This window comes from Rhodococcus sp. A14 (assembly GCF_011603105.1).
Taxonomy (GTDB): Bacteria; Actinomycetota; Actinomycetes; order Mycobacteriales; family Mycobacteriaceae; genus Rhodococcus_F; species Rhodococcus_F opacus.
Window position 1 is genome coordinate 17,238 of sequence record NZ_JAAOQS010000062.1, and the last position, 23,855, is coordinate 41,092.

At 66.5% G+C, this 23,855-nt stretch carries 24 protein-coding genes and 6 pseudogenes; 17 read left to right on the forward strand and 13 right to left on the reverse strand.

The genetic code is table 11. The annotated features are described in order from the left end of the window. Positions 1-4: 4 nt before the first annotated feature. The gene (locus G9373_RS27435) at positions 5-451 is read left to right on the forward strand and encodes a DUF6325 family protein (RefSeq protein WP_133984042.1); all 447 of its coding nucleotides are present in this window, start codon (positions 5-7) and stop codon (positions 449-451) included. Positions 452-755: 304 nt separating this feature from the next. Here the strand turns inward: G9373_RS27435 and G9373_RS27440 are convergent, their stop codons facing one another. Then, positions 756-935, reverse strand: a complete 180-nt coding sequence (locus G9373_RS27440) for a hypothetical protein (RefSeq protein ID WP_155756154.1) — start codon at positions 933-935, stop codon at positions 756-758. 844 nt (positions 936-1,779) lie between these two features. Here G9373_RS27440 and G9373_RS27445 point away from each other — a divergent pair. The 4 genes and pseudogenes from G9373_RS27445 to G9373_RS46715 form a co-directional block, all read left to right on the forward strand. Beyond that, positions 1,780-2,067, forward strand: a complete 288-nt coding sequence (locus G9373_RS27445) for a hypothetical protein (protein ID WP_246859945.1) — start codon at positions 1,780-1,782, stop codon at positions 2,065-2,067. A 225-nt stretch (positions 2,068-2,292) separates the two neighbouring features. Continuing rightward, positions 2,293-2,951: pseudogene (locus tag G9373_RS27450) on the forward strand (ScbR family autoregulator-binding transcription factor). Between the two features lie 284 nt (positions 2,952-3,235). Then, entirely contained in the window at positions 3,236-3,391 is a 156-nt protein-coding gene (locus G9373_RS27455; RefSeq protein WP_005568823.1) for a hypothetical protein, read from the forward strand. 10 nt (positions 3,392-3,401) lie between these two features. Beyond that, positions 3,402-3,534, forward strand: a pseudogene (locus tag G9373_RS46715) (xanthine dehydrogenase family protein subunit M); the annotation flags it as partial. Between the two features lie 408 nt (positions 3,535-3,942). Here G9373_RS46715 and G9373_RS27460 read toward each other — a convergent pair. Beyond that, positions 3,943-4,092, reverse strand: coding sequence for a hypothetical protein (locus tag G9373_RS27460; protein ID WP_164709532.1), 150 nt, complete (start codon positions 4,090-4,092; stop codon positions 3,943-3,945). 345 nt (positions 4,093-4,437) lie between these two features. Here G9373_RS27460 and G9373_RS27465 point away from each other — a divergent pair, with 345 nt between their 5' ends. After that, entirely contained in the window at positions 4,438-5,322 is an 885-nt protein-coding gene (locus tag G9373_RS27465) for a class I SAM-dependent methyltransferase (RefSeq protein ID WP_054246522.1), read from the forward strand. 269 nt (positions 5,323-5,591) lie between these two features. Here G9373_RS27465 and G9373_RS27470 read toward each other — a convergent pair whose 3' ends face one another. Genes G9373_RS27470 through G9373_RS27480 form a run of 3 tightly spaced genes read right to left on the reverse strand, consistent with a single transcriptional unit; the run spans position 5,592 to position 7,768 of the window. Further along, positions 5,592-6,221, reverse strand: coding sequence for a cytochrome b (locus G9373_RS27470; RefSeq protein ID WP_167117768.1), 630 nt, complete (start codon positions 6,219-6,221; stop codon positions 5,592-5,594). Further along, positions 6,211-7,317: a catalase family peroxidase gene (locus G9373_RS27475; protein WP_167117771.1), complete on the reverse strand. Its 1,107-nt coding sequence runs from the start codon at positions 7,315-7,317 to the stop codon at positions 6,211-6,213. Before G9373_RS27475 ends, G9373_RS27470 begins: the two co-directional genes overlap by 11 nt. Further along, positions 7,310-7,768 (reverse strand): hypothetical protein, encoded by a 459-nt coding sequence (locus tag G9373_RS27480; RefSeq protein ID WP_120661054.1) that lies wholly within the window; start codon positions 7,766-7,768, stop codon positions 7,310-7,312. The genes G9373_RS27475 and G9373_RS27480 overlap by 8 nt, the downstream gene beginning before the upstream one ends. 209 nt (positions 7,769-7,977) lie before the next feature. Here G9373_RS27480 and G9373_RS27485 point away from each other — a divergent pair, with 209 nt between their 5' ends. Beyond that, positions 7,978-8,535 (forward strand): sigma-70 family RNA polymerase sigma factor, encoded by a 558-nt coding sequence (locus tag G9373_RS27485; protein WP_169695577.1) that lies wholly within the window; start codon positions 7,978-7,980, stop codon positions 8,533-8,535. Further along, complete coding sequence (locus G9373_RS27490) at positions 8,522-9,190, forward strand: anti-sigma factor (protein ID WP_005575345.1); 669 nt, start codon at positions 8,522-8,524, stop codon at positions 9,188-9,190. Before G9373_RS27485 ends, G9373_RS27490 begins: the two co-directional genes overlap by 14 nt. A gap of 24 nt (positions 9,191-9,214) precedes the next feature. Here the strand turns inward: G9373_RS27490 and G9373_RS27495 are convergent, their stop codons facing one another. Further along, positions 9,215-9,913 carry an amidohydrolase family protein gene (locus tag G9373_RS27495; protein ID WP_240960761.1) on the reverse strand — a complete coding sequence of 233 codons (699 nt, stop codon included), beginning with the start codon at positions 9,911-9,913 and terminating at the stop codon, positions 9,215-9,217. Here G9373_RS27495 and G9373_RS48265 point away from each other — a divergent pair. Further along, on the forward strand, positions 9,851-10,048 hold the full coding sequence (locus tag G9373_RS48265) for an FCD domain-containing protein (RefSeq protein ID WP_005575342.1): 198 nt from the start codon (positions 9,851-9,853) through the stop codon (positions 10,046-10,048). The two genes, G9373_RS27495 and G9373_RS48265, sit on opposite strands and share 63 nt — an antisense overlap. Positions 10,049-10,227: 179 nt before the next feature. Here G9373_RS48265 and G9373_RS27505 read toward each other — a convergent pair whose 3' ends face one another. Then, complete coding sequence (locus tag G9373_RS27505; RefSeq protein ID WP_043794386.1) at positions 10,228-10,503, reverse strand: WhiB family transcriptional regulator; 276 nt, start codon at positions 10,501-10,503, stop codon at positions 10,228-10,230. 217 nt (positions 10,504-10,720) lie between these two features. Here G9373_RS27505 and G9373_RS27510 point away from each other — a divergent pair. Both G9373_RS27510 and G9373_RS27515 read left to right on the forward strand, forming a co-directional pair. Further along, positions 10,721-11,056 (forward strand): annotated as a pseudogene (locus tag G9373_RS27510) (pyridoxal-phosphate dependent enzyme); the annotation flags it as partial. A 29-nt stretch (positions 11,057-11,085) separates the two neighbouring features. Further along, a pseudogene (locus G9373_RS27515) lies at positions 11,086-11,851 on the forward strand (LLM class flavin-dependent oxidoreductase); the annotation flags it as partial. A 162-nt stretch (positions 11,852-12,013) separates the two neighbouring features. On the opposite strand, the pseudogene G9373_RS27520 reads toward G9373_RS27515, so the two are convergent. After that, positions 12,014-12,374: pseudogene (locus G9373_RS27520) on the reverse strand (aldo/keto reductase); the annotation flags it as partial. Positions 12,375-12,625: 251 nt separating this feature from the next. Between G9373_RS27520 and G9373_RS27525 the strand changes: the two are divergent. Beyond that, the gene (locus G9373_RS27525) at positions 12,626-13,498 is read left to right on the forward strand and encodes a methyltransferase (protein WP_259465744.1); all 873 of its coding nucleotides are present in this window, start codon (positions 12,626-12,628) and stop codon (positions 13,496-13,498) included. 157 nt (positions 13,499-13,655) lie between these two features. Next, on the forward strand, positions 13,656-13,859 hold the full coding sequence (locus G9373_RS27530) for a cold-shock protein (RefSeq protein ID WP_005242781.1): 204 nt from the start codon (positions 13,656-13,658) through the stop codon (positions 13,857-13,859). 123 nt (positions 13,860-13,982) lie between these two features. Here G9373_RS27530 and G9373_RS27535 read toward each other — a convergent pair whose 3' ends face one another. Further along, positions 13,983-15,326, reverse strand: a complete 1,344-nt coding sequence (locus tag G9373_RS27535) for an NAD-dependent succinate-semialdehyde dehydrogenase (protein ID WP_167117774.1) — start codon at positions 15,324-15,326, stop codon at positions 13,983-13,985. Between the two features lie 503 nt (positions 15,327-15,829). Here G9373_RS27535 and G9373_RS27540 point away from each other — a divergent pair. Beyond that, the gene (locus G9373_RS27540; protein ID WP_164709533.1) at positions 15,830-15,988 is read left to right on the forward strand and encodes a hypothetical protein; all 159 of its coding nucleotides are present in this window, start codon (positions 15,830-15,832) and stop codon (positions 15,986-15,988) included. A gap of 144 nt (positions 15,989-16,132) precedes the next feature. Here G9373_RS27540 and G9373_RS27545 read toward each other — a convergent pair whose 3' ends face one another. Beyond that, the gene (locus tag G9373_RS27545) at positions 16,133-16,492 is read right to left on the reverse strand and encodes a hypothetical protein (RefSeq protein WP_005575325.1); all 360 of its coding nucleotides are present in this window, start codon (positions 16,490-16,492) and stop codon (positions 16,133-16,135) included. A gap of 221 nt (positions 16,493-16,713) precedes the next feature. On the opposite strand from G9373_RS27545, the gene G9373_RS27550 reads away from it, so the two are divergent. Both G9373_RS27550 and G9373_RS27555 read left to right on the forward strand, forming a co-directional pair. Next, positions 16,714-18,360: an alpha/beta fold hydrolase gene (locus tag G9373_RS27550; protein ID WP_005575324.1), complete on the forward strand. Its 1,647-nt coding sequence runs from the start codon at positions 16,714-16,716 to the stop codon at positions 18,358-18,360. A gap of 118 nt (positions 18,361-18,478) precedes the next feature. After that, on the forward strand, positions 18,479-19,771 hold the full coding sequence (locus G9373_RS27555; protein ID WP_167117777.1) for a wax ester/triacylglycerol synthase domain-containing protein: 1,293 nt from the start codon (positions 18,479-18,481) through the stop codon (positions 19,769-19,771). 53 nt (positions 19,772-19,824) lie between these two features. Here the strand turns inward: G9373_RS27555 and G9373_RS27560 are convergent, their stop codons facing one another. Next, a complete protein-coding gene (locus G9373_RS27560; RefSeq protein ID WP_005575322.1) occupies positions 19,825-20,268 on the reverse strand; it encodes a DoxX family protein in 444 nt (147 codons plus the stop codon). A 290-nt stretch (positions 20,269-20,558) separates the two neighbouring features. On the opposite strand from G9373_RS27560, the pseudogene G9373_RS27565 reads away from it, so the two are divergent. Continuing rightward, positions 20,559-21,047 (forward strand): annotated as a pseudogene (locus tag G9373_RS27565) (GvpL/GvpF family gas vesicle protein); the annotation flags it as partial. Between the two features lie 86 nt (positions 21,048-21,133). On the opposite strand, the gene G9373_RS27570 reads toward G9373_RS27565, so the two are convergent. Together G9373_RS27570 and G9373_RS27575 are read right to left on the reverse strand one after the other, a co-directional pair. Next, positions 21,134-21,496 (reverse strand): cupin domain-containing protein, encoded by a 363-nt coding sequence (locus tag G9373_RS27570; RefSeq protein ID WP_005261941.1) that lies wholly within the window; start codon positions 21,494-21,496, stop codon positions 21,134-21,136. Positions 21,497-21,968: 472 nt separating this feature from the next. Continuing rightward, complete coding sequence (locus G9373_RS27575) at positions 21,969-23,462, reverse strand: wax ester/triacylglycerol synthase family O-acyltransferase (protein WP_167117780.1); 1,494 nt, start codon at positions 23,460-23,462, stop codon at positions 21,969-21,971. Positions 23,463-23,855 lie beyond the last annotated feature (393 nt).

A 23,855-nucleotide genomic window follows, 5' to 3' on the forward strand; every position in this document is an offset into this window, starting at 1 on the left:
GAACATGACCGAAGAAATTGACGAGCTCGGTCCAGTCGACTGGATCGTGGTGGAGTTCCCCGGCGGCAAGTTCAACGGGGAAATCGCACCCGCACTCGGTGACCTCGTCGAACGCGGAATAGTCCGTGTCCTGGATCTTCTACTTCTGAGGAAGGACATGGACGGGTCACTCGAAGCGTATGAGCTAACCGACCTCGACGACAGTGAGATCGGCGAGTTGCGGTCCTACGAGACCGAGTTGGCGATGCTCCTCAGCGAGGACGACGTCGACGCGGTCGCTGCGGCGATCGACCCCGGAAGTACAGCGGCCGTGCTGGTATGGGAGAACACGTGGGCCGCACCGTTCGCGTCGGCCACACGCCGCGCCGGTGGACAACTCGTGGCAAGTGGGCGCATCCCGGTGCAGGCCCTGCTGGCCGCAATCGAAACAGACGAGGAAGTTGGTGCCTGACATGCCTTTAGCAGCCAGACGTTTGCGCCGAGCAGCGGTGATCGGACCCGCCCCGGTCGCGCGTACCGCCACCACGGTCGCCACGGCGGCGGTGGTGGCACATGGAGTCCGACGCCGCGCCGATCGGCGAGACGATCGGCGGGACGACCGCAGCGACCGGCGGCGCTGAAAACTCAGGGCACCGGATGTGCTCACAGCGAATGAGTTCAACTCCGAGAAGGTCAGGATCCCGGCGTCCGAGAAGGTCAGGATCCCGGCGTCGCAGCCGCGGCGTGCAACATCGGTCACACGCAGTATGGCTTTGTCAGAAGCACCAATTGAGGCTGGCCGATCCCAGCGGTACACCGAAGCAGATCGTCACCGACCCGGCGGCGGGAGTCGCGGCGGGTACTGCCGGTGCGGCCGAAGCTGTGGGCGCGGTGAGGGCGCCGAGGGACAGGGTGATGGCAACCGCGGAGAGCGCGGCGGCAATTCGAGTAGACATTTTCAGGGTCCTTGGTGTGGTTGATGAATGAAACACAGTGTGCACCGGTCAGATCGGCACCCATCGAGAACAGCTGTTCACCGGTCCTGTGCGGGTACCCGCACCGCGCCCGATCAACGTGATCGGTCCTGCTGGTTCTCCGGCTCCTCCCGATCGGCGAACATCGCCTCGATACGGCTCTTGTTTTTCGGACATGCTGAACGATTCCCGGATGGGTACCGAGGAAGTCGGTCCGCCGTGGAGATGATCTGACGTCTCTTGTATGCGTCAACTTTCGACCGAAATGGGATGACATCGGGTCGTGGAGCGAGCGCGACGCCGGTCCCGGTAGCTTCGAGCGTCTCATGTGCAGGAGCGACTGTTGTAGAGCAGAAGGTCATCAACAGCGCCAGTGGGTGCGAAACAACGCTAGCGGCATCCCGTTTCCGTCCCTGCCCATTCACAGTCCTGATCCCGGGCAAGCCCGACGATGAGAGCCCTCGGACAGCCTAGCGCCGACGCGGAGATACCCGGACCACGGTGCGTCACGAGGACGAGACACGATCGGCTGTGGGCGTTGGGGATCAGAGGATCAGGCCGAAGTTGTCCTTCTCTCCTAGCGAGGGAGTTCACCGCCGGACGAGCATCGAAGGCGCGTCTCGATAGCGTCCCCTCGACCGGGGCACCCTGACCAGAACGAACCCGGTAGCCCCCGGTGGCATTCCCGTTCCAGGGGCGCTAAATATCGCGCATTCGAGTGCGGGCGTTGGTTCTGGCAGAGCCGATTCGGCGGCGGACCGATCGACTCGCCTGGTACCGATCCTCCCGAACTCCACCCGCCCGGGCGCAGAGAGATCGGCGGCGTGTGGTGCACAGCGCCCGGTGGTGGGTGCGGGTGTTCGAGGTCGGACTGGCCGGTCTGTTCCTCGGGTCAGTGCGATGTGTTGCGGTCGAATTGGGGGGCATGGGGTCGCTGGTGGGTGAGCAGCTGTGGCAGACGTTGTCGGATTCCGGGTTGGCGTCGGTGTGCGTCCGCGGGCCGCAGTGCCGATGGGCGGATCTGCTCTTGCTCGGGGATGGATCGGTGGGGGAGCTGACCTGGCTGGCACGGGACGCCGACGAGATCGCCGAGCAGTACCGTGACCGCCGATAGCGACACACCCGAGCCGCCACGGCGCTGGAGCTGACCGGGGGGAGCCCACCGAAGAAGCGGCACGGTGGTCTGTTTTTCGTGTGAGCGGGTATCGGCGGCTGTGCAGGTGGACGCGGGCTTTCCCGGTGAGGCGCACCGGTGCCCGGTGGTAGCTTCGCGCAGGCTGCGCCGGTGCGATCGAAAGTCACCGGCCTGCAGCCGCGAAGGGCACGGAAGGTGCGGTACATGGTGCAACAGCAACGGGCGGCGGTGACCCGGGCGCAGATCGTCCGCGGGGCAGCGGAAATGAGTCCGGGTTCGAGGGCGCCAGTCTCGCCGAGATCCTGGAGGCGGCGGGCATGACGAAGGGGGCGTTGTACTTTCACCTGCGGTCCAAGAAGGACTTGGCCCGGCACATCATCGCCGAGCAACACCAGATCTCCATCGCCGCGGTGCACGCCATCGCCGCGCAGGAGGCGTCGGCGACCGAGCAGATCGTGATGCTCTGCCACGAGATGGCCCGGCAGATCGTGTAGGACCCGATCGTGCGGGCCGGGATCCGCATCACCCTCGAGCTCAGCGCCGACGACCGTGGCCCCGCGGGCCCCTACTTGGATTGGATCGCCGCCTGTCAAGCGTTGGCGGCCCGTGCGGTCGACGAGGGCGACCTTGTCGACACCATCGACCCACCGACGTTCGCGCGGTTCGTCATCGGCGCGTTCACCGGAGTCCAGACCGTGTCCCAGGTCCTGACTCATCGCGTGGATCTCGAGCAGCGGGTCGACGAGATGTGGGGGTTCCTGCTGCCGGGGTTCATCCCGACCACCCGGCACTCCGCCATGATGCGGATCCGGGCTGCCCGCACCGACGTTCCCGTCACCGGATCGTCAGTCCATCCGGGTTAGTCCGCTCAGCGCGCCGAAACGACTGCACATGGTCGCCGCAGACCGATAAGTGCGCCATCCGCACGCCTCCGGCGACCGCGATCGGCGCAGCAGCGGGGTGAGTCCGGCCGGTGACCGGACTGCTCCAGAGCACACCGGTGCGGGTGTGTGAGCCGCGGTCTCGTCGGGTCGGGTCGGGATGCCGGTGCCGGGCAGCCGGCCGGGCACCGGAATCGGGCCCGCCAGGGGGCGTTCTGTGCCGCGGTGATGGGGCGGAGATCGCCTCCTTTGCACCGCACTCGCTGATGTATTCCAAGCGTGCGGTGCAGGCGCTGACCGAACCCGACAGCTGGGACGACCGGCTCGATGCCGAGTTCGATCAGTGCTGGACCAGGCCGGACTTCGCTGAGAGGCAGCTCGCCCGAGCCGAGAACCGTGTGCCGAAATTCGTGGGAAAGTGAGGATGCACCCATGAAGGCTGCACCATTCCTACAGCCGTCCCTCCAGCATCGCCGAGGCCGTCAAGACTCTGGAGTCCGCGGGCGGCGACGGCAAGGTCCTGGCCGGGGGACAGAGTCTCGTCCAGGTCCTGGCGATGCGCCTCGGGCGTGTGAACTTACCTGATGGATTCGATGAGATCGATGCCGAAGTGCTCGAAAACTCTCGTTTCTTCCCCTGTCCTGCGGACTGGGCTTCATAAGGCGCCGGGTCCGGACCCCTGCAGCAGCCGGATTGCATTCCGGATCGTCGCAGCTCGTCGAGATCACCATGCTGCTCGGTCAACGTGAGCGGCTCGAGACCACAGTCGTCGATTTCGATCGAGCGGTTCAATTGATCCGCGAGACTGTCGGCGCACTGTTGGACATCGTTTATCCGTAACCTGCCGGTTGTCATCCCGAGATGCGGGGCGTCTCTGCTTGTGCTGCAACGGTTTCGAGTGCGACGCGCGGCGGGGGAGCGGACGGACACGTCACGCGGTGTTCCATCCGATTCCCTCGTCGGGGCGATTTCGTCAGTTCGTGACCGCGGGGCGGGTGGGCCTGCGGTCGTCGGCGAACATGGCCTCGATCCTCGACTTGATCTCCGCGGTGCTCATCGTGCCGCTGTGCCGGGGCGTCTGCCGTCCGGTGGGAGTCGTCGGGGCAATCGAGGTTGTCGCCATGTGTCCTGCTTTCGTCGGTTACCGATATGTGTGCCTCACGGTCACGGTTGTGATCTGGTTCACATCGTGGCCGACTATGTTGTACACCACATGTTCGGTCCTGTGCCACTCGGCCTGGTCGCGTCGGTCTTGTCCGAGGATGGGACAAAGCGGGTGCTGGTCGGCGAATCGGCTCCGGCTGATTGCGATGGCCCCGAGCGTAGAATTGCGCGGGTTCGGTCGATCACGCTGGGCCCGGATTTCGGTGAGGCCTCGCCGAACTTCTCTGGCCTCGTCGCCGCTCCGCTCTGCCCTGCTCGATCGTCGGCTCCGGTTCTGCGACGAGTTCGGGAGGGTGCTTCAGCGATGCGAACGGATGGAGACAGTTGGGACATCGTCAGTAGCGTGGGCCTGACCGCGTTGGGAGTGGCGACCTTCCGGGCGTTGGAGACAGTTCGCCCCGACGCGTTGATCCAGGACGACTTCGCGCGGTGGTTCGTCGAAGCGGCGGGTGAACCGCATTTCACCGGGCTGTTGGCCGACCCGTCGTCACTCGGGGACATGCCGGTCTCGGGTTTCATGGGTAGTCGGACCAAATTCTTCGACGAGTTCTTCTCGACCGCTACGAGCGCGGGCGTGTCGCAGGCGGTGATCCTCGCGGCCGGGTTGGACGCACGGGCGTATCGCTTGGACTGGCCGACCGGCACGACGGTCTTCGAGGTCGACCAAACGCAGGTGCTGGAATTCAAGGAGGAGGTCCTCGCCGATCATGGGGCCAGAGCGAAGGCAGATCGTCGCCCGGTGGCCGTCGATCTGCGAGACGACTGGCCTGCCGCGCTCCACGCTGCAGGCTTCGACCCTGGTAAGCCGACCGCCTGGTCGGTGGAGGGACTGCTGGCGTACCTCCCGGGGGCGGCGCACGACGCGCTGTTCGAGCGGATCGACCAACTGTCCAGCCCCGGCAGCCACCTTGCCGTGGACAACTTCGCGGCGGGAACCGACCTGCAACGCTTCGATGCCATCAGAGCGAAGTATTTCGCCAATAATCCGTTCGGCGACATCGACATCTCCGAGCTGTTCTACGGTGACGAGCGGGCCGATCCGGTGCAGTGGTTGACCGGGCACGGCTGGTCGGTGCGGCGGTCCAATTCGCTCGAGCTCGCGGCTGCCTACGGGCGGCCGGTTCGGGACCTCCCCGAAGAACTTGTCGATCTCTCGAAGCGATCGACGTACCTGACGGCGGTCAAGTAGCCCACTGCCCAGCTCGCAGCGATGAACCGCAGAGGCGAGGCATTGCGGTGGACCGCTATCCGCGCGTACATTGGTAGTTGCGGATCGAGAGAGTAATCGGCAACGGTGAAACACTCGAGAAGCAGAGATCCGGCCGAGAATGTGAGAGCATTCCCGGCCGAACCCCTGTCTGGGGCATGTTCCCCGCTCATCGACTTGCCAAACTGGTGCTCCATTGCGCTACCGGCACGAGTCGCACGCCGGTCTCGGCCTCGATGCTGCGGGCATTACTATTCTCGATCCTGCTCTGCTGCAATATCATCGACGATCCTCGCACGTGCCGGTCGGGACGCGGTAGGCGAGGACTCTCGGCGAGTGCGCCACGGTGCCATCCGGTCGAGGAGCCTGTCGTTCAGGACCAGCACATGAAAGAGGACGGCGGACATGTGTGCGGTGAAGGTGAAGAACAGCAGGTAGGCGAATGAGGTGTGAGCTTGTCTCAACAACCCGTAGACGCTGGGATCGGGCGCAAGCAGCGGGGGCAAGTGCAGATGCTGGTAGAGGATGATCGGGTAGCCGCCGGCCGAGAGCATGGCCCACCCGGTGAGTGGCTGGATCACAAGCAGCGCATAGAGCAGGTACTCCGACGCGGTTGCGACCCGGCGCTCGACTGGTCTCATGGTGGCGGGTGGTGCGGGCGTGCGGCACACCAGCCGATTGCCGATTCGGACGATCACCAGGGCGAGGATCGCGGCGCCCAACGGGACGTGCACCGAGCGCAGCAGATGGTAGTGGTCGAGGGTCGTCACCATGACGGCGCCGACGAGCAGTTGTGCGATCACCATGACCGCCATCGCCCAATGCAGCAACCGGACGGTCGGCGCGAACCGGAGCGGGCGGTCGGTCGGGTCAGCGGTCATCGCGCACCCCATCCACATCGACGAGGGCCGGTGTTGTGGGCTCCCCGGACCGGCGGGTGAACGATTCGGTGTAGACCGCGGACCGGGCGCTGAGCAGGAGATCGTCCGAGGGCGCAATGCCCGTTGGGAGGATGAGCGGGTCGAAGTTGAGGTCCCGCGCGGTGTGCGGCGCTTCGGTCTGGACCTCGTCGATGGTCACGGTGCCGACGTCGAGGACCTGCCGGGTCGGCGGCCACGGCCGGGTAGCGTCGTCGGTCCGATCGCCGGGTTGACCGATCGTGAGCAACATCCGCCACCGCAACGGCCCACGCGAGACTGCCGCGGTGAGTGTGTCGAAGAGGTAATCGCGCCCCGGCAGCGGCGGCAGGCCGGGGGAGCGGGCCGGTTGCTCAGGGACCAGTGCCCATCGCACCGGAACCGTGACCCCGGTGTCGTTGGTGCAGTGGAAGGCGTTGAGACCATAGAAGGTGCTGTCGTCGAACCCGGAGGTCGGTGGATGCTGTCGGATGAGGTTCATCGCCGCCGCGGTCTCGGGATGGCGGGAGAGAAACGCCGCCATGCGATCCGGATCGGGCTTGCCGGTGGCCGAGTCCGTTTTCGATGCGAGCAACCGCTCGTAGAAGCCGTCTGGTGTCCGGTCGGGGAACACTGGGGTGTTGACCATCGCGGCGCGCCACTGCTCGCCATCGGGGAGGTCGAACGCCAACCCCAGCCCGCGGACCGTGGCGTCGGCGTCCGGAGTGGACGGATTCCCGCCCGAGAGTGAGAACCGGCCGGTCACCGGGATCCGGCCGACCCGGAAAACGCTGGCCGTGGAGACCGCGGACCCGGCGCCGGTGGCGGTGAAGTATCCAGTCGCGCCGACTCCTTTGGCGTGATTGCGCCGGAACCCGTCGTGGTGCCCGGCGACCTCCTCTAACCGGTCGGTCAGCCGTGCCGGGGTCAAAGCGTCGGTGTCCAGAGTCCCCGCCGCACAGACGAACCCGCCGACGTCCACTGCCGCGATCGCGCCGACCGCGGCCAGGCCGAGCAGCGCACTGCGCCGACTGACCGCCGGGCGTGGCGCCCCAACTGGGGGTGCGGTGGCGTCATCCATGGGCGGAGTCGACCGTCACCACGTGCCAGGTTCCCTTGATGCCGTCGCCGCGCGTCTGCCCGGGGGCGGTGTCTTTCGCGAACCGGTAGAGCGGGTGGCTGTCGTAGGTGTTTTGGACGGTTCCGTCCGGCCGCGTCGTGGCACCCGTGCGGGCGGCGAGGGTGGCGTCGGGCCGGGGTGCTCCGAGCGAGGGCGGCCAGATCTCGGCGCAGGGGCCGGTGCACCGGATGGAGCCGGGGGTGTCCTCATCGAATCGGTAGAGCGCCAAACCGTCTCCGTCGGTGAGCACCGTGCCGACGGCGGTCTCCCGGGTGCCGAGCTCCACCTGCCCGGCGGCAGCCGGGGTCGCCGACGGCTGAGTCTGGGCGTCGTCAGTGGCGGTGCCGCACGCCGACATCAGCGCGATCGCGGTGCCGGCGCCGGCCGCCGCAAGGATCGATTTCTTCAGCATCTTCGGAGGTCTCCATTCGTTCGTTCCCGTGTGCCGGATCGTTCGGCGCTGGGGAGTACGGATGGTCGGCGATCCGCGTTCACCTGCCGGAGCCGCCTCCGCGCACCGGAGTGGCAGGATTCGAGATGAACGCCGCGCCGCCCGCGCCCGTACTCCTCGGTGGGTGTCGGGTGAGCCGACGCCGTATCCGGTGTTTCGGGAGGTGAGTGGTGCGGCTTCGTATCGTGCGCACACGCGGGGACCAGTCCGAGGGTGGTTTGGATGACGAAACGGTGTTGCGGGCCGCCTACGACGAACACGGGAGGGAACTGTTCGCCCTCGCCTACCGCTCCCTCGGAGACCGGGGTCGCGCGGAGGAGGCGGTACAGGAGACGTTTCTTCGGGCGTGGCGGCGCGCGGACCGGTTCGACCCGCGACGCGCTACGCTCCGGACCTGGCTGTATGCGATCTGCCGCAACGTGGTGATCGACGCGATCCGGGCTCGTGCCGCCCGACCCGAGCTGGCCGACGCTGCACCACCCGAGCTGCCCGCACCCGAGCGTCCCCTCGAACAACTGCTGGTGGGGCTCGAGATGGAGGAGGCGCTGCGGCGGCTGTCCGATCAGCACCGCTGCGTCCTGGTCGAGATTCACCTGCGTGACCGGCCCGCCGCCGAGGTGGCCGCACAGCTCGGCATTCCCGTGGGCACCGTCCGCAGTCGTGTGTACTACGCGCTGAAAGCTCTCCGGCTCGTACTCGAAGAAATGGGGTGGCATGGTGACCACTGACCGCTGCCAGCAGATGCGCACCATGTTGGGGATGTACGCGCTCGGTCGCCTCGACGACCGCGAGACGATCACCCTTCGCGCCCACCTCGACGGCTGCCCGGACTGCCGCACCGAGTTGCGTCTGCTGACGCCGGTCGCGGCCGCCCTGTCTGCGGCGGACCCGGACCGGCTCACCGAACCTGCGCCCCGGCCGTCGTCGACGCTGCCCGACGCGATCTTCGGGGCCGTAGACCGCGAACGCGGACGGAAGCGGTACCACCGGATCGTAGTCGCCGCCGCGGCCGTCGTGATCGCCGTCGGCCTGGTGACCGGCGGGTTCTTCCTGCGCGGGGGCACCTCGACTGCCCCGCCCGGGCAGCCGGTGGCGTTCACGGTGCTCGCCGCAGGTGTGGACGCCTCCGCGCGGGTGGAGAACCGGGCGTGGGGAACCGGAATCAGCCTGGACGTCGCCGGACTCCCGCAGGGCCGCACCTACAACGTCTGGCTCCAACGCTCCGACGGAAGTCGCATGAATGCCGGCAGTTTCATCGCCGGCGGCGACAAGACGATGTCGATGCAGTTGGCGGTGGGGCTGCCGATGTCGGATGCGACGATGCTCGGGGTGAGCGCCCCGGGCGACGACCGGACCCTGCTGCAAGCGCCTCTGCGGTCCTGACCGACACCAATCCTCGTGGACGACTCAGAGGAGCCGGCCGTCGCGGGCGACGACCCGTCCGGCCCGCACCACCGTGTCCCGACGGGGGAGTCGACGACGATCTGCCGGCACGCATTCTCCGTCCCGCAACATGAAGTCGGCGGGTGAACCCGGTTGCAGGTCGACCCGCGGTAGCCCCATGACGGCAGCACCGCCGTCGGCGGCGAGCTCGAAACACGGCTCGAGATCCTCGTCGAGGCTTGCGTCGAGTGCCCGGCCGAGCAGCCATGCGCGGTGGAGCATGTCCGCGTTACCGAATGGGCTCCAGTTGTTGCGAACGCCATCCGACCCGAGCCCGACCCGGACACCTCGCTGCGCCAGGCGCCGGAAGGGCAAGACCGTTGTTGCCGACAGCGCGGCCGTCGTCAGTGCGATGTCCGCCTCCGCCAGCAGGTCCGCTGCCGAATCCACGGCTTGGCAGGACAACTCAGCTACGGCGAAGGCGTGGCTGGCCGTGACCCGGCCGTGTAAGCCAGGCGGCTCTGGTTCGCTCGGCGATGTCGGTGAGAGTCGCGGTACCCGTCTCGCCGGTGTCGTGGATGTCGATCGGCAATCCGTGTCTTTCGGCGATCCCGAAGACCGTGTCGAGTCGGCGGGGCCTCCTCCTGTTCCACCGGGGGTGTGGTCGAATCCGGCCGGGTCGATCCCTCCGATCACGTCGACCAAGCCGCCGTCGGCGGCCATGTCGAGCACGAGCAGCTGTACCAGGCGCTCCGAGCTCGCGACGCCGACGGAGCAGAAGGACTGGCCCGCCGACACGTCGTGGGTACCCGGGTTGAAGCTCTCCGACCCCTGGCCGCCGAGACCGAGACGACCTGAGGCGCCCCGCGTAGCACGCGGGCAACCGCGGCCTCTCCTACGACTGCGAGATTCGAACGCACCTGGCTACCCGATCAGGACCACGAAATCTACTCGCCGCGAATATAACCCGGCTGACGGATCCGGCAGGACGGTCGAGCCGAGCCGCTCGCGTGAGAATGCCCGGCGCGGGCGTTCGCTCACCGGCCCAGTCGTGCGAGCCGTTCGCCCGGTGTCGTCGCACCCCAGACGCCGTGCTGTTGGCCGGTGTTGAGGGCATACTCGAGGCATTCCTCGATCTCCGGGCAGCCGCGGCAGAACTCCTTGGCGAGATCTTCGCGCTCGGAGCGGGCGTTTCTTCGTTCGGCGTCCGCCGGGAAGAAGATCTCCGCGTCCGCTTCATGGCAACGCGCAGCCAATCGCCACTGCCACAACTCGGTGTCGTGAGGATGCAGTGTCATAACCGGTGTCGACATCTTTCGACTACCCCCTTCGCTCTCGGTCGCCCCGAATTACAGCGCATTCGGCAACACACGAGAACAATTCGGATCTCCAGGATTTCGGGGTGAACGCGCTGCGCCGTTCGTGGTGAGCCACTGAAGATCTGATCGGCGTGACGCGAATCCTGTTGTTCGACGACTGCTCTTGTGATGCTGACCGGGTGACACCCGGGCGGCCTCGAAAGGCAGACGCATGACCATCTTCGATCCCCCCACAGTCGACGCTGCGAGCCTCGGAGTCTACGACTCGATCACCGACGCCATCGGCAACACACCCCTCGTCCGGTTGAACCGGGTAACCGGAAGTATCTCCGCGACGGTGTATGCCAAGCTCGAGTTCCTCAACCCCGGCGGAAGTGTGAAGGATCGCGCCGCCCTGGCCATGATCCACGCGGCCGAGGAATCCGGGGAGCTCCTGCCCGGAGGCACCGTCGTGGAAGGCACATCGGGCAACACCGGAGTCGGGTTGACGTTGGTCGCCGCCGCTCGGGGATACCGTTCCGTAGTCGTGGTACCCGACAAAACGACGCCGGTCAGATGGTCGAGAGTAGCGACGGCGGAGGCCGGGTCCGGATCAACATCGTGTCCGGGAAAGGCAACCTCGGAGCTTACGGCGAACACGAGAGCGACCAGGCCCACCGTTACGCCCGCACCAAGGAGTTCCTCCAGCTCGTCCGCAAGCTGTGGACGGAGGAGAACGTCACCTACCGGGGTGAGCACTTCCAGGTCACCGATTCCACAGTGCTGCCCCGGATCTCACCACGGGGAGATCGGACCCACCCGAAACTCTATTTCGGTGGAGCGTCCGAGGCCGCCGAGCGTGTTGCGGCGACCGAGGCCGACGTTCAGCTCTTCTGGGGTGAGCCGCTCGCGGGGGTGCAGGAGCGGATCGAACGGTTGCGGTCATTGAGCGAGGAACTCGGCCGAGCGCATGCGCCGCTCGAGTTCGGCCTGCGGATCACCACCTTCGTCCGGGACACGACCGAGCAGGCCTGGGCCGAGGCAGAGGCGAAGGTAGCGGAGATGGCGAAGAATCAGGGTGCGCCTCCACAGAATCCGCATCGCCAGACCGCCGTGGGACAGCAGCGACTCCTCGACCTGGCGACCCGCGGCGACGTGCTCGACGACAACCTGTACACCGCACCCGGGAAGGTCGGTGGCGGCGGCGCGGGCACCACCTGGCTCGTCGGCTCCCCGGAGGACGTCGCGAAGTCGCTGCAAGTACCAGGACCTCGGCATCACCCACTTCGTGCTCTCCGACACCCCGTATGTGCCGGAGATCGAGCGTCAGGGCAACCAGCTGCTGCCGTTACTGCGCGAATGAGCCGGGGAGCGCTACTTGCGCTTCCCGCAACAGGTTTGCGCAAACGGTGACAGTCACCCGCCCGCGCTGTCGGCGCGAGCGGGTGACTGGTTGTCATCGGCTGGTGGCTCTGTCACACAACTAATCCCCGGCGGACGAAGCACACCGGAATCTTCACGTCGGTCAGAGCCTGAGTCCGGTTCCGTGCACGCCGTGTTCCTCGATGAGGGCGAGTTCTTCGTCGGTGAGCGGCGGGAAGTTCAGGGCCGCGATATCGTGGTCGAGCTGCTCGGTCGAACTGGCTCCGATCAGCGCCGAGGTGACCTCCTGCCGCCGCAGTACCCACTGCAACGCGAGCTGTGCAAGTGACTGGCCACGGGCCTCGGCAATCTTGTTGAGCTCGGCGGTGCGCTGCCGGGTACGTTTCGTCGATCACATCAGCCGTCAGGAACGTGCTGTGCTGTGCTCGTGCGCGCTCGGGAATCGACTCCAGGTACTTGTCCGTCAGCAGACCCTGCGCCAGGGGTGAATACACGATCAGCCCGGTTGTTGCGGGGGTCGGTGGTGTATCTGGCCAGGCTGTCCGACCGGGGAATCGCCACGGTCCACCGAGTTGTAAAGAAGCCCGCCGCTCACTGCGTTTTGTGCATCGGTGACGGACTCGAATGAGTAAGTCGGTGACCGACGGATGTTTCGGTGTCGGCTCGGTACCGGGGCGACGGCGCGGCGACACGCGTGGTCGGATCGATGTGAACACTGTCACCGAACGGAGACGGAAAGGGAATCGTTCGGATCGTGCAGATTCTCTGGAAAGACTCCCCGCTGACGTCCTGCCGATCGTCGAGGACTTCGCGGCACTATCTTGGGGTGGTGGGCGACGATGACACCTGGGCCGGTTTGGCCGACCAGTTTGCCGACGAGGCGTATGCCTCGGTGAAGGGGCGCGTGCGAACCTATGTGCTGCACCAGCAGCTGCTGGAGCATTTGCCGGCCCCTCCAGCCCCTGTGCTCGATGTCGGCGGAGGCGCGGGCCATCAATCGTTCCCGCTGGCCCAAGCCGGTTACGACGTGACGTTGCTCGACCCGTCGTCGGCGATGCTGGACAAGGCTCGACAGCGGCTCCAGCGGCTGCCTGGAGAGGTCCAGCGACGGGTGACGCTCGTGGAGGCCGACGGCGAGAACGCCGATGAGGCGGTGAATGGTCAACGCTTTGCCGCCGTGTTGTGTCATGGCGTGCTCGGGTACCTGGAGCATCCGGAGCCGTTGGTCGACCAGCTGTGCAGGTGCGCTGCCGCGGGTGGCGTCGTCTCGATCATGACGGGCAACGCCAATGCGATGGCAGTGCGACCGGCCTTGGAACAACGGTGGGACGACGCTCTGGCATCGTTTGACGCGAGGGGCGAGATCGGGGTGCTGGGAGTGCCGACTCGTGCCCATACGGTGGAGGAACTCAGCGAAGTCGTGCAGAGCCGCGGCGTGGAGCCAGTGCGATGGTACGGGGTGTGGATGTTCGTCGACTGGCTCGATTTCAGTGGAGCGGGGTTGGACCCGAGCGATTCACAGCAGGTGGAGGCGGCGGCAGCAGTCGAACTCGAGGCCAGCCGACGAGACCCCTACCGCCAACTCAGCCGCGTCTTCCATCTCGTGGGACGCAAAAGTTTGAGCTGACGGGACAACGGCGCCATCGGTACGCCACCACAAAGTCATCGCCGATGCATGCAAATCCGGTGCGCGGTCTTCGTGTCGACATCGAGATGGCAGGATCAAGTCATCGAGATCGGAACCTCGATGTGAGGGTCCGGATCGAGATCGAGGGAGTATCGGCATGGCACAGGGCATTGTGAAGTGGTTCAACGGTGAGAAGGGCTTCGGTTTCATCGCACCCGACGACGGAACTCCGGACGTTTTCGTGCATTACTCGGAAATCTCGGGCAGCGGTTTCAAGTCGCTCGATGAGAACCAGCGCGTGGAGTTCGAGGTCGGCCAGGGGCAGAAGGGCCCGCAGGCCACGAACGTGCGCTCTGTCTGACCAGTGCTACGTGGGGACCGCATCCGATGGATGCGGTCCCCGCTTCTGTCGCCGGATGGGCATCCGGTCAAGGCCCCGATATCGAACTGCACGCCGAGGGCGCTGAATTCCGGAGTCGATGGTTCAGCTGACGCGGATGAGTTTCTTGTTCACGAATTCGTCGATTCCGTATTTGCCGAGTTCACGACCGAAACCGGAGCGCTTCACGCCGCCGAACGGCAGCTCAACTCCCTCGGCGCCAACGGCATTGACGAACACCATGCCGGCCTCCAGTGAGTCGGCGACGCGGTAGGCCTGATCAGGGTCGGTGGTGAAGACATACGAGCCGAGACCGAACGGGGTGTCGTTCGCCAGCTCGACGGCCTCGTCCTCGGAACGCACCTTGTAGACAGTCGCTACCGGCCCGAACAGTTCCTCCCGGTAGGTGCGTGAATCCCGTGACACATTCGTCAGCACGGCCGGTGGGAAGAAGGCGCCCTTCCGTTCGCCCTCCGACACCAGCGTGGCGCCCTCGGCGATCGCCTGCTGCACCTGCTCGGACAGTCGGTCGGCGGCGGCGAGCGACGACAGCGGCGCGAGTTCGTCTGCGGTGGCGAGCACCTCCGCGGTGAATCTGCCGACGAAGTCGTCGTAGAGGTCCTCGGCGATGATGAATCGCTTCGCGGCGTTGCACGCCTGCCCGGTGTTCTCGAAACGACCTTCTACTGCCGCTTTTACGGTGGCGTCGAGGTCATCGGAACTGAGCACGATGAACGGATCGGAACCGCCGAGTTCCAGTACCACCTTCTTGAGGTTGCGGCCGGCGATCTCGGCGACCGCTGCGCCCGCACGCTCGGACCCGGTCAATGACACGCCCTGGACCCGCGGGTCGGCGATCGCGTCGGCGATCTGCTCGTTGGTGGCGTAGACGTTGACGTAGGCGCCCTCCGGATATCCGGCGTCGGTGAAGATCTGGTGAAGTGCCGCCGCCGATTCCGGACACTGCGGTGCGTGTTTGAGCACGATAGTGTTGCCCAGTGCCAGATTCGGACCCGCGAACCGGGCGACCTGGTAGTAGGGGTAGTTCCACGGCATGATACCGATCAGCACACCGATCGAGTTGCGGCGAATCAACGCGGTACCCGCACCCTCGACCAGGTCGATCGGCTCGTCGGCCAGGAACTTCTCGGCGTTGTCGGCGTAGTACTGGTAGATCGCGGCGCTGAAGTCGACTTCCCCCAACGACTGGTCCAGCGGCTTGCCCATCTCCCGCTGGATGATCTTGGCCAGCTCGTCGCGGCGTTCGGTGTGTAACTCGGCGACCTTGCTGAGCAGTCCGGCGCGCTCAACCACCGTCGAGCCGCGCGACCACTCACGGTGCGCCTTCTCCGCCGCGGACAACGCCGCCTGCATCTGCTCGTCGGTCGCGGTCGGATATTCGCGCACCGTTTTTCCGGTGGCGGGGTCCACAACTGCGTACAGGCTCATGTTCACGTCTCCTCGAAGGGTCGGGCATTCCAGTATCGCTTGCGATGGGTGCCCGGGGGTGGACCTCGAGTCGCGAGGTGGGGGGTGGCGCCGCCTCAGCACAGGTCGCTTGTTCGCGTCTGCCGCGCAGTGAGATCGTTCACTGTTCAGCGGTCGGATGGCATCGGGGTATAGGCTTGGTACACCGGAATGGTTGCCGCGTCGAGCGAGTCGGCTCAGGCCATCCCGATTCGAAAGAATGCCGGCCGGTTCGCGGCCGATGCAAGGAGCGTCCATGGATGCCAATGGCTACAGGCACGCCGAGGCGCCGCGCAGATCCGCACCGCGCGACCATCTCCCGGGGCGGGCGCGCCGTCTCGGATTCGATGCTGACACCACGCCTGATGGCGAGCCGAAAGAGCCGCCTACGACATCATGCGGACCTCGCCACATATCGACAATGATCTACCCGGTCGCCATCACCCCAACCGGCCGCGCCACATACACCTGAATCAAGGAACAGAATGACCATCGATCATGACAAAACCGAACTCCCGCTCTTCTCTGCGCAGCGAACACTGACCCACAGGACCCAGGAGCCCGTCACCGACGCGCCGCGCACCGACGATTCACCCACGCAAACATCCGCCGAGATCCATCGTTCACTCTTCAGCGACGAGTGAACGGCGTGCTCGGCCGCGAAGGCTGTGACCGCTCCGGTCGAGTGGGGTAACGACTTCGTCGATGCGCCGTAGTGGTGGCAGGAACGCAACGGTGCCCGCCACCAGGGCTAGGGGATCGGGCTGGTCGTGACTGGCGATCAGTGTTCAGGCCCATGACGCCGCCTCGAGGAACCGGTCCCGGTCGACGATCGCCCGGTCGATCTCGCCCGACGCGACAACCTTCCCCGAGCTGTCGGTCGCCCGCACGGTGAAGGTGAGACGGTGGCCGACTGCGGCGGCTGGTGGCTCGACGGCGATCTCGATGCTGGCACCGACCGGTGTCGGGCCGCGGTGCTCGATTCGGACAGCGGTCCCGACGGTCGTCTGACCCGCACCGATGAACGATGCAGCGCATGCGACGGTGGCCGCCTCCATCCAGGCAATCAGCCGTGGGGTCGCGAGCACGGGAACGTCACCGCTGCCCAACGCGGTCGCGGTATCGGACTCGACTACCTCGTAGCGCACGCCAATACCGTACGCCGGGCGCGGCTTGGCGGGAGTGATGCGCGTTGCTGCACGATGACGTTGCGCCGCAAAGGCGTGTGCACCCGGACATTTCGTGCCGACATCTTGCGATTCCGGGTTGCCGATCGTCGCGATGGTGCGTCTGAGACACTGGCTGCTGAGCGATAGCGTGCGCCGCCACTATCGTCACGACACGGGACTTACGAGGGGGATCGCGACGTATGCCGGGGATCGATGGGCACTTGGACTCGAGGCGGCGCGCGGGCGCGCGGTCCTCATGGCGCACTCGATGTGTCGCCCTCGTCGTCGGCCTCACCGCCACGGTCGCCCTGGGGACGGTACCGCCCGCCGCCGCGCAGCCGGCACCGGGTGCCGATCTTCGCTGGGGGCCCTGCCCGGCCGAATACGAGCTGGATCCGGCGTCCGATCAGTGCGCGTCGGTCACTGTTCCCCGCAACTACGCGGACCCCGCCGCCGGCACGATCGACGTTCTCGTCACCCGACACCGCGCCGAGGATCCCGGCTCGCGCCGCGGCGTGCTGTTCACCAATCCCGGCGGGCCCGGCGGAGACGCGATCGGCTCGAACAGCATGTTCGTCGAGATCCTGCCCGATGCGGTCCGCGCACAGTGGGACGTGATCGGTGTCCAACCGCGCGGGCTTCCGTACGCAGGCGCCGTCGAGTGCGTGCTGGCCCCTGAACAAACGATGGCGATGAGCCTCGGCTTCGGCGGTGCCGCGACGCGTACGGCATGCGAGTCCGCTGCGCCGGGCACCACGGCGCACCTGACGACCGAGTACACCGCGAAGGACTGGGAGCAGGTCAGGCTCGCACTCGGCGAGGACGTGATCGACATCTACGGCCTCTCGTACGGCACGATCCTCGGATCCACCTACGCGACGCTATTCCCTCAGCACACTGGTCGCATGGTCCTCGATTCCGCGGTGGACCAGAAGTGGCTGTGGAACGACGTGTTGTGGCAGCAGAACGACGGCTACAAGGATCGCTTCTACGACCTCATGGACTGGATCGCCGCCCACGACGACACGTATGGGCTCGGTGACACGCCATTGAAGGTGTATCAGCGGTGGTCGGACCGGATCGTCGAGGAAGCCGGCGGTAACCCGACGCTCGCGCCGCCGCCCGCCCAGATCGGTGACGTACCGCCGGGCCTGGAAGCCGTTGCCGATGCCTACCGCGGTGGGGTCGATCTCACCGGACCGGCACGCGTTCAGTTCGAGGCCTTCGTCCGTCGCCTCGCCGACCCGTCGCACACCCAGATGTCGTCCAGCATCTACGTGATGACGCGGCAGGTGCTTCCCGCCCGCAACAGCTGGCCGCTCATGGCCCGGGTGATCCGGGACGGGCGAGACGCGATTCCCGACGGCACCGCGATGGACGACCTGACGGAGCAAGAGTACGAGCGGATCGCCCAGGCCCAGGTGATGCAGTCACTGGTCCTGTGCAACGAGAACAATGTCGCCGCTCGGCCGGACCGCATTCCGGGTTGGCTCTTCTCCACCTTCGTCACCGGAGATCTCTTCGACCTCATCGGGTACAGCTACAGCGCCGGGCCCGAATGTGCCGGTGCGCCGCCCGTTGCCGCGCTGCCGACGTTGAGCAATCGGGGACTGGCGACGGCCCCGCTCGTCCTGCAGGGAATGCGCGACCCGCAGACCCCTTATCAGGGCGGAGTTCAGCTCGCCCACGACATGGCGGCGCACCTCGTCACCGTCGAGGGAGGAGATCACGGTGCGGGGATCCAGGGTGGCAACGCCGTCGTCGACCAGGCCCTCACCGAGTACCTCGAGACCGGGCGCACCACCGTCACGCACGCCCCTGAGGCGCCGATCACCGCACCGCTGTGAAGTCCGGGGACGGGCCCGCGGACGAAGAGATATAGGCAAGCAGCACCCTGAGTCGTGCTGAGCTGCGAGACGGGCGTTCCTGGTTCGAAAAGGTGCAGACCCGAATAGACTTGCCGAGGTGAGCCGCGAGGATCCCGATCGGCTGTCCGCCGACGACGCACATATCCTGGGGCTCGAATCAGCGGTGATAACCGGCCACACGCTCAAGCTGGTCGTTATCGAGCCGGCCACCTCCCCGCTCGACGTCGAGGCTCTGCGAACTGCGGTGTCGGAGCGGCTTTCGAGCCAGCCGCGAGCGACGCAACGGATCGACACGTCGGGGCCGGAGCCGCGCTGGGTCGACGCGACCGCGTTCGAGATCAGTGACCACGTCCGGCGCCGGGAAGAGCCCGGGTGTGCCTCGCGCGACGATCTGTGGCGGGCCGTCAGCAAGCTGATGTCCGAGCACCTCGACCACGAGCGTCCCCTGTGGACGTTCGATCTGATCGGGCCACTCGGCGACGGGCGCGAAGCGATCGCGGTCCGGATCCATCACGCGATGGCCGACGGGATCAGCGCGGTTCGCTTCCTGGACGACGTGCTCTGGGATCAGCACCTCGAACCGCCCCCGCGAGAACCGCGACCGGGCCTTCGCGCCGCTTCGTCGCAGCGTTCGCGGGTCGACGAGGCGCTGCGGATGCCCGCGGCTGTGCGTCGTGAGCTCGGCCATCGCGGGTCGCACTCGCCCTTCGACCGCCCGATCAGTGCCGCCCGCGAGCTCGCCTTCACCGTCGCCCCGCTCCCGGAGCTGAAGGCAATCGGCGCCTCACGCCCCACCCGCGCAACCGTCAACGACGTACTCCTCGCGATCGTCGCCGGCGGCCTGCGCAGCTGGCTCAGCGCCGGAGCGACGGCCCTGCCGCGGCTTCGTGCTCAAGTTCCGGTCAGCCTGCACCACCGGGATGAGGGAGCGGGCGAACTCGGAAACCGTGATTCCTTCCTGAACGTCGATCTGCCGCTCGCCGAGGCTGATCCGTTGACCCGACTCGACCGGATCAACGCCGAGACCAGCAAGCGCAAGCGCCTCGACGACGCCGAAGAGCTGTTCGATCTCTTCCACGCACTCGGACGCGTGAAGCGCGTCGAGGAAGCCGCAAAGCGACTCGCCGGCAGCGCGCGCGAGTTCAGCCTTTCGATCTCTAACGTTCCCGGCCCGCCCGCGCCGGTCAGCGTTTCCGGACGCCGGGTCGAGCGGCTGTTCTCCTCCTCCGAGCCCGCCGCTCACCACGCGCTGCGGATCTCGGCGATCTCCTGCGCCGGGATCATCGGTATCGGGCTCTGCACAGACCCCGAGGCGCTGCCCGACGTTGCCCGGCTGGCGGTGGCGATGGAAGATTCATACGCCGAATTGCGTGACGCCGCGATCACATGACGTCGATCCCGCTCGGTGTCCATGGCATTCGATGCCGGGCGGGGGTGGGTGGTTCAGGCGCGTCGGACAGGCACGATCGATCGAACCCGCGCGTCACGCAGGAATAAACCGCCCCACACGAAGATGCCGACATAGATCGGGAACAGGGTGGTGCTGATGATGGGCTGCTCGGTGAGCATGTTGGTCGCGACCGCTCCACCGAGGTATCCGGTCAGCAGCACCGCGCCCAGGATGGACGTGGCGGGCACGAGGTACAGAATCAGGCACACCAGCAGAACGACCCCGATGACACGGTTGAGGTTCTCGGCAAAGCCCAGCTCGGCCATCGCCTCGCGCACCATTTGGGTGTTCGCGATGTGGATGAGCGAGTCGAACAGGAGAAACAACACCACGAGGGCGCTGACGACAAGTCCGGCAACTCTGGCCTTCTTCGTGGTTTCGCCTGTCGGCGCCGGTGCCGCGTTGGAGGTTCCCGTGGAGGGTGGTGTCGATGTCATGAGACTTTCTCCTTGTTGTTCATGAAGCTGCACACCGCGTCTGCACGCTTCGTGTCTACTCACACCAGTACAGACCAGAGGCGACGGGAAAACTCACCGCGGGGAGGTCGTGAGCGAAAGGGGAATCAGGTTTGCGTCGGGCACGACCTCGAGTCGGTAAACGCCGGTGACGTAGCGGCCTGAGAGTTCGGGCCCGCGGCGAACGAGTGCGGTGGGCGAGGTCAATGCCATTGCGCGATACCGATTCATTGCGCCGGTCAGCCACCTGTGTCGAGTACCTCGCGGCGCAGGCGGTGGTCAGCGACGCGGATTCGGCGAAGGACGAGTTACTGTCGGCGCCCGCGGACGAATTCGCCGCCGCGTTGTAACAACTGGAGGGGCCAAGGCCCGGTACGTCGTCAGGGGCCGCTACGTCGAGAAGGCGATCTGCGAACGAGCAGGCGGCGAGACTGCGCGACGAGATCCGCGACAAGCGGAGGATGCCGACCGCGACGCTCGCATAGCGCTCGGGGAACTCGTGAGAAACGCGATCGCCGCCAAGTGAGACGAGGACACCCGGATGGTGGTCGAAGTCCTCACGAGCTCGCTCACACCCTCGATGTGCGTGAACCCACGCATGAGGAGGGGGCCGTGCAAGTCGCGGTCCTGACCGGCAGGACGAACTCGAGCAGACCGTGGGTGAATTCGCCCGGGACTGGGACGGCCGGATCGAGATGCGCCTGCTCGGGCCGCTCGCCGCGTACGACTTCGCCGGGACACAGAAGCCGGAGCAGAGCTGATTGACGGGTCTACTTCTGCGTTGTCATTCGTCGCGGCGGGGTCTCCGGCGCAGGTTCGCGGTATGCAGGTTGCGGCAGCGGAGGGTCTACCGCTTGGCGTAGTCGGCGACGCCGGTCCAGTCGATGACCACGCAGGGCTCGTCGCCGAGAATCCAGGCGTCGTGTCCGGGCGGGCAGATCATGAGATCACCGGGGCCGAACTCCATGTCCTCCCCGTCGTCCATGACGATCTTCATACGACCCGAGATGACGTAACCCATGTGAGCCGCTTGGCAGCTGTCTGTCTTGGCGATCGGTTTGACGTGCTTGGACCACTGCCAGCCGGGCTGGAAGGTCGCCCTCCCCACCGCGCCGGAAGTGACATTGACGAGCTCGAGCTTGCCCATGTCGTCCTCGAAGGGGCGGGTTTCCTCGGGTGAATCGAGACTCTTGCGGATGAGACCGGACATCGGTTGTCCTCCCACGTCGTTGTGGCGGCACCCACAGATGCGACGGACCTTCGACCGGCAAATAGGGAACCGCGGGCTGAAGCGAATTCCTGGCTCTTCGATTCTGGGCTGGCACCCTGGTTTGCCGCAATATCGAGCGGCGGCCCGTGGGTGGGGACAGCGGCGCTCTGGCGAACAACTCCGCACTGAGGCCGACAGATCCTCAGTCGAGATGGATGGCCGAGATGCAGGCCGATCCTCGCGGCGGAATGACCATCGACGACGCCTTCTTCCCGCACGATGAGGACTTTCGGGGTCTGCGGGGATTCCTATACAGCGAGTCGATCGCTCAGTTCCATGTCCTCGCGGCGATGGCCGGATCCGCCCCACAGGACTGCCTCCACGCAATATCGCGTCCGGATAGACGTCCGGATAGAGCCGTGACTGTCTACGGATTCGGGTCGGTAAATGGTGGTGCCGATGTCGAGAGCGGTTACCTCGACTCCGGGGGCCGGCGGGGGCGCAGGTATCGGACGTTGCGGGTACACGCGGTCAATTCGGAGAGGGCCTGGTGTAGCTGCCCGGTCACGTCCCACACATCGGGGACGAGGTTTCGGCAGGCGATGATGCCGATGTCGAGGTGCCGGCCGTAGGACATGGCGGCGATGGTGATGCCGCCTGCGACGTCGCTGACGGCGGAGACGGGAAAGTTCCCGGTTACTTCGATGCCTGCGGCATACAGCGGCCGAGCAGGGCCGGCGGCGTGGGAGATGATCAGGTTGACCGGTGGCGTGGGCATGGTCAGCGTCCGCAGCGGTGTGCGCGAGAGCAGACCGCGCAGCGCCCGCGGCAGCGCGGCGCCGAAGTCGCGGACGAGCGTGGCGGGTGCGGCGCGGAAACGTTGGGGTGCCGCCGTGAGCGAGGTGTGCACCTTTTGCAGCCGGCGAGCCGGGTCGGATTCGTTGATCGGAAGGGCGATGGGCAGGAGGGAGAGCCGATGGCCGGCGGCCGCGAACTGTGCGTCGGTGCGCCCCGCGATCGGCATGGCGGCGGCCATGGCCGTGTCGGGCAGGGTATCGTGGTCGATGAGCCAGCGACGCAGCACGGTGGTGCACAGCGCCGTCACCACGTCGTCGACGGTGAACCCCATCGCGGTCCTGACCGCCTCGACCTCGCCGAGCGGCAACGAGGTGAACGCGAAGCGTCGGTGCGCGGTGGCGGGGCCGGTGAATGGGGTGCCGGGCGGTGTCAATGCCTCGGCCGTCGGCTCGTCAGCCGACCACCGCCAGGCGCGCGGGGTCAGCCGGCGGGCGAGTGTGCCCAGCAGGTCCGCGCCGGGGACGGTGAGGGTGCGGGCGAGCTCGGGCAGGTGCGGTGCCAGCCGGAGCGAGGACCACATCAGCCGTGCGGGCAACAGTGCGAGATGCCAGGCGCTGTTGCCGAGCATCCCCAGGGCGCCGGCCGCCTGGTACTGCTCGTCGCTGAGCCGGTGCGGCACCGTGCGGGGTCGCGGGGTGGTGTCCATCAGCACGGCGAGGGCCTGCGCCGCGGTCAGACCGTCGATCACCGCGGGGTGCACCTTGGTGTAGATCGCCTGCCGGCCACCGGTGAGCCCGTTCACCAGATAGCACTCCCACAGAGGCCGGTTGCGGTTCAGTGGACGTGCCGAGAGAACGGAAATCTGCTCGGCGAGCTGTTCGTCGGTGCCGGGACCGGTCAGAGCGACCTCCCGGATGTGATAGCCGAGGTCGAGGAACTCTGAGTCCACCCAGTAGGGCCGGTCGAGCCCGAGGGGTACCTCCTGTAGCCGCCACCGCAGTGGCCCCACCAGGTGTAATCGACCCTCTGCGAGCGTCCGGAGGTCCTGCACCGTGAGCCCGCCACCTGGCGCCGTGGGGCCGAGGACACTCAGTACCCCGACATGGGTGGAGGTGGTGGATGTCTCGGCGTCGAGGAACTGCGCATCGAGTGAACTGAGCTGGTGCATAAGGTTTTTACCTGGATTGGGTGAGCCAACTTGCTGGGCGAGCCCACAAGGCGTCACCACAACGCTACCCCGCGACGCGTCCCCGTGGTGTCCCAAACAATTCGTTCACCGAATCCTCAATGAGCGTCGATCGAACCACTTCGAATTGGCGCACACCGAGTTTCGATTTGCGGCCGCCGGAACGGCCGCACGCGGGCAGCAGCGAGGGTTCGTGCGGATATCCGCCGGTCGGGGCGTTGAAGATCGTCGGCGGGGACGGCAGGCGCGCCTTCTCGCCGAAGGCCGGTCGGTGAAGCGCAACGTGGGTTCGGAAGGTGCCGTGGCCGTCGATCGCACCCTTCGAATGCCACGAAATCCAGTGGGTGCCATCAGGACGCCAGATTCGGTTGCCGC

What these genes read in the sequence shown, in the direction of transcription:
- G9373_RS27435 (WP_133984042.1), top strand. Translation starts at nt 5, where the DNA reads ATGACCGAAGAAATTGACGAGCTCGGTCCAGTCGACTGGATCGTGGTG.
- G9373_RS27440 (WP_155756154.1), bottom strand. Translation starts at nt 935, where the DNA reads ATGTCTACTCGAATTGCCGCCGCGCTCTCCGCGGTTGCCATCACCCTG.
- G9373_RS27455 (WP_005568823.1), top strand. Translation starts at nt 3,236, where the DNA reads ATGTATTCCAAGCGTGCGGTGCAGGCGCTGACCGAACCCGACAGCTGG.
- G9373_RS27460 (WP_164709532.1), bottom strand. Translation starts at nt 4,092, where the DNA reads ATGGCGACAACCTCGATTGCCCCGACGACTCCCACCGGACGGCAGACG.
- G9373_RS27465 (WP_054246522.1), top strand. Translation starts at nt 4,438, where the DNA reads ATGCGAACGGATGGAGACAGTTGGGACATCGTCAGTAGCGTGGGCCTG.
- G9373_RS27470 (WP_167117768.1), bottom strand. Translation starts at nt 6,221, where the DNA reads ATGACCGCTGACCCGACCGACCGCCCGCTCCGGTTCGCGCCGACCGTC.
- G9373_RS27475 (WP_167117771.1), bottom strand. Translation starts at nt 7,317, where the DNA reads ATGGATGACGCCACCGCACCCCCAGTTGGGGCGCCACGCCCGGCGGTC.
- G9373_RS27480 (WP_120661054.1), bottom strand. Translation starts at nt 7,768, where the DNA reads ATGCTGAAGAAATCGATCCTTGCGGCGGCCGGCGCCGGCACCGCGATC.
- G9373_RS27490 (WP_005575345.1), top strand. Translation starts at nt 8,522, where the DNA reads ATGGTGACCACTGACCGCTGCCAGCAGATGCGCACCATGTTGGGGATG.
- G9373_RS27495 (WP_240960761.1), bottom strand. Translation starts at nt 9,913, where the DNA reads ATGGCCGCCGACGGCGGCTTGGTCGACGTGATCGGAGGGATCGACCCG.
- G9373_RS27505 (WP_043794386.1), bottom strand. Translation starts at nt 10,503, where the DNA reads ATGTCGACACCGGTTATGACACTGCATCCTCACGACACCGAGTTGTGG.
- G9373_RS27530 (WP_005242781.1), top strand. Translation starts at nt 13,656, where the DNA reads ATGGCACAGGGCATTGTGAAGTGGTTCAACGGTGAGAAGGGCTTCGGT.
- G9373_RS27535 (WP_167117774.1), bottom strand. Translation starts at nt 15,326, where the DNA reads ATGAGCCTGTACGCAGTTGTGGACCCCGCCACCGGAAAAACGGTGCGC.
- G9373_RS27540 (WP_164709533.1), top strand. Translation starts at nt 15,830, where the DNA reads ATGACCATCGATCATGACAAAACCGAACTCCCGCTCTTCTCTGCGCAG.
- G9373_RS27550 (WP_005575324.1), top strand. Translation starts at nt 16,714, where the DNA reads ATGCCGGGGATCGATGGGCACTTGGACTCGAGGCGGCGCGCGGGCGCG.
- G9373_RS27560 (WP_005575322.1), bottom strand. Translation starts at nt 20,268, where the DNA reads ATGACATCGACACCACCCTCCACGGGAACCTCCAACGCGGCACCGGCG.
- G9373_RS27570 (WP_005261941.1), bottom strand. Translation starts at nt 21,496, where the DNA reads ATGTCCGGTCTCATCCGCAAGAGTCTCGATTCACCCGAGGAAACCCGC.
- G9373_RS27575 (WP_167117780.1), bottom strand. Translation starts at nt 23,462, where the DNA reads ATGCACCAGCTCAGTTCACTCGATGCGCAGTTCCTCGACGCCGAGACA.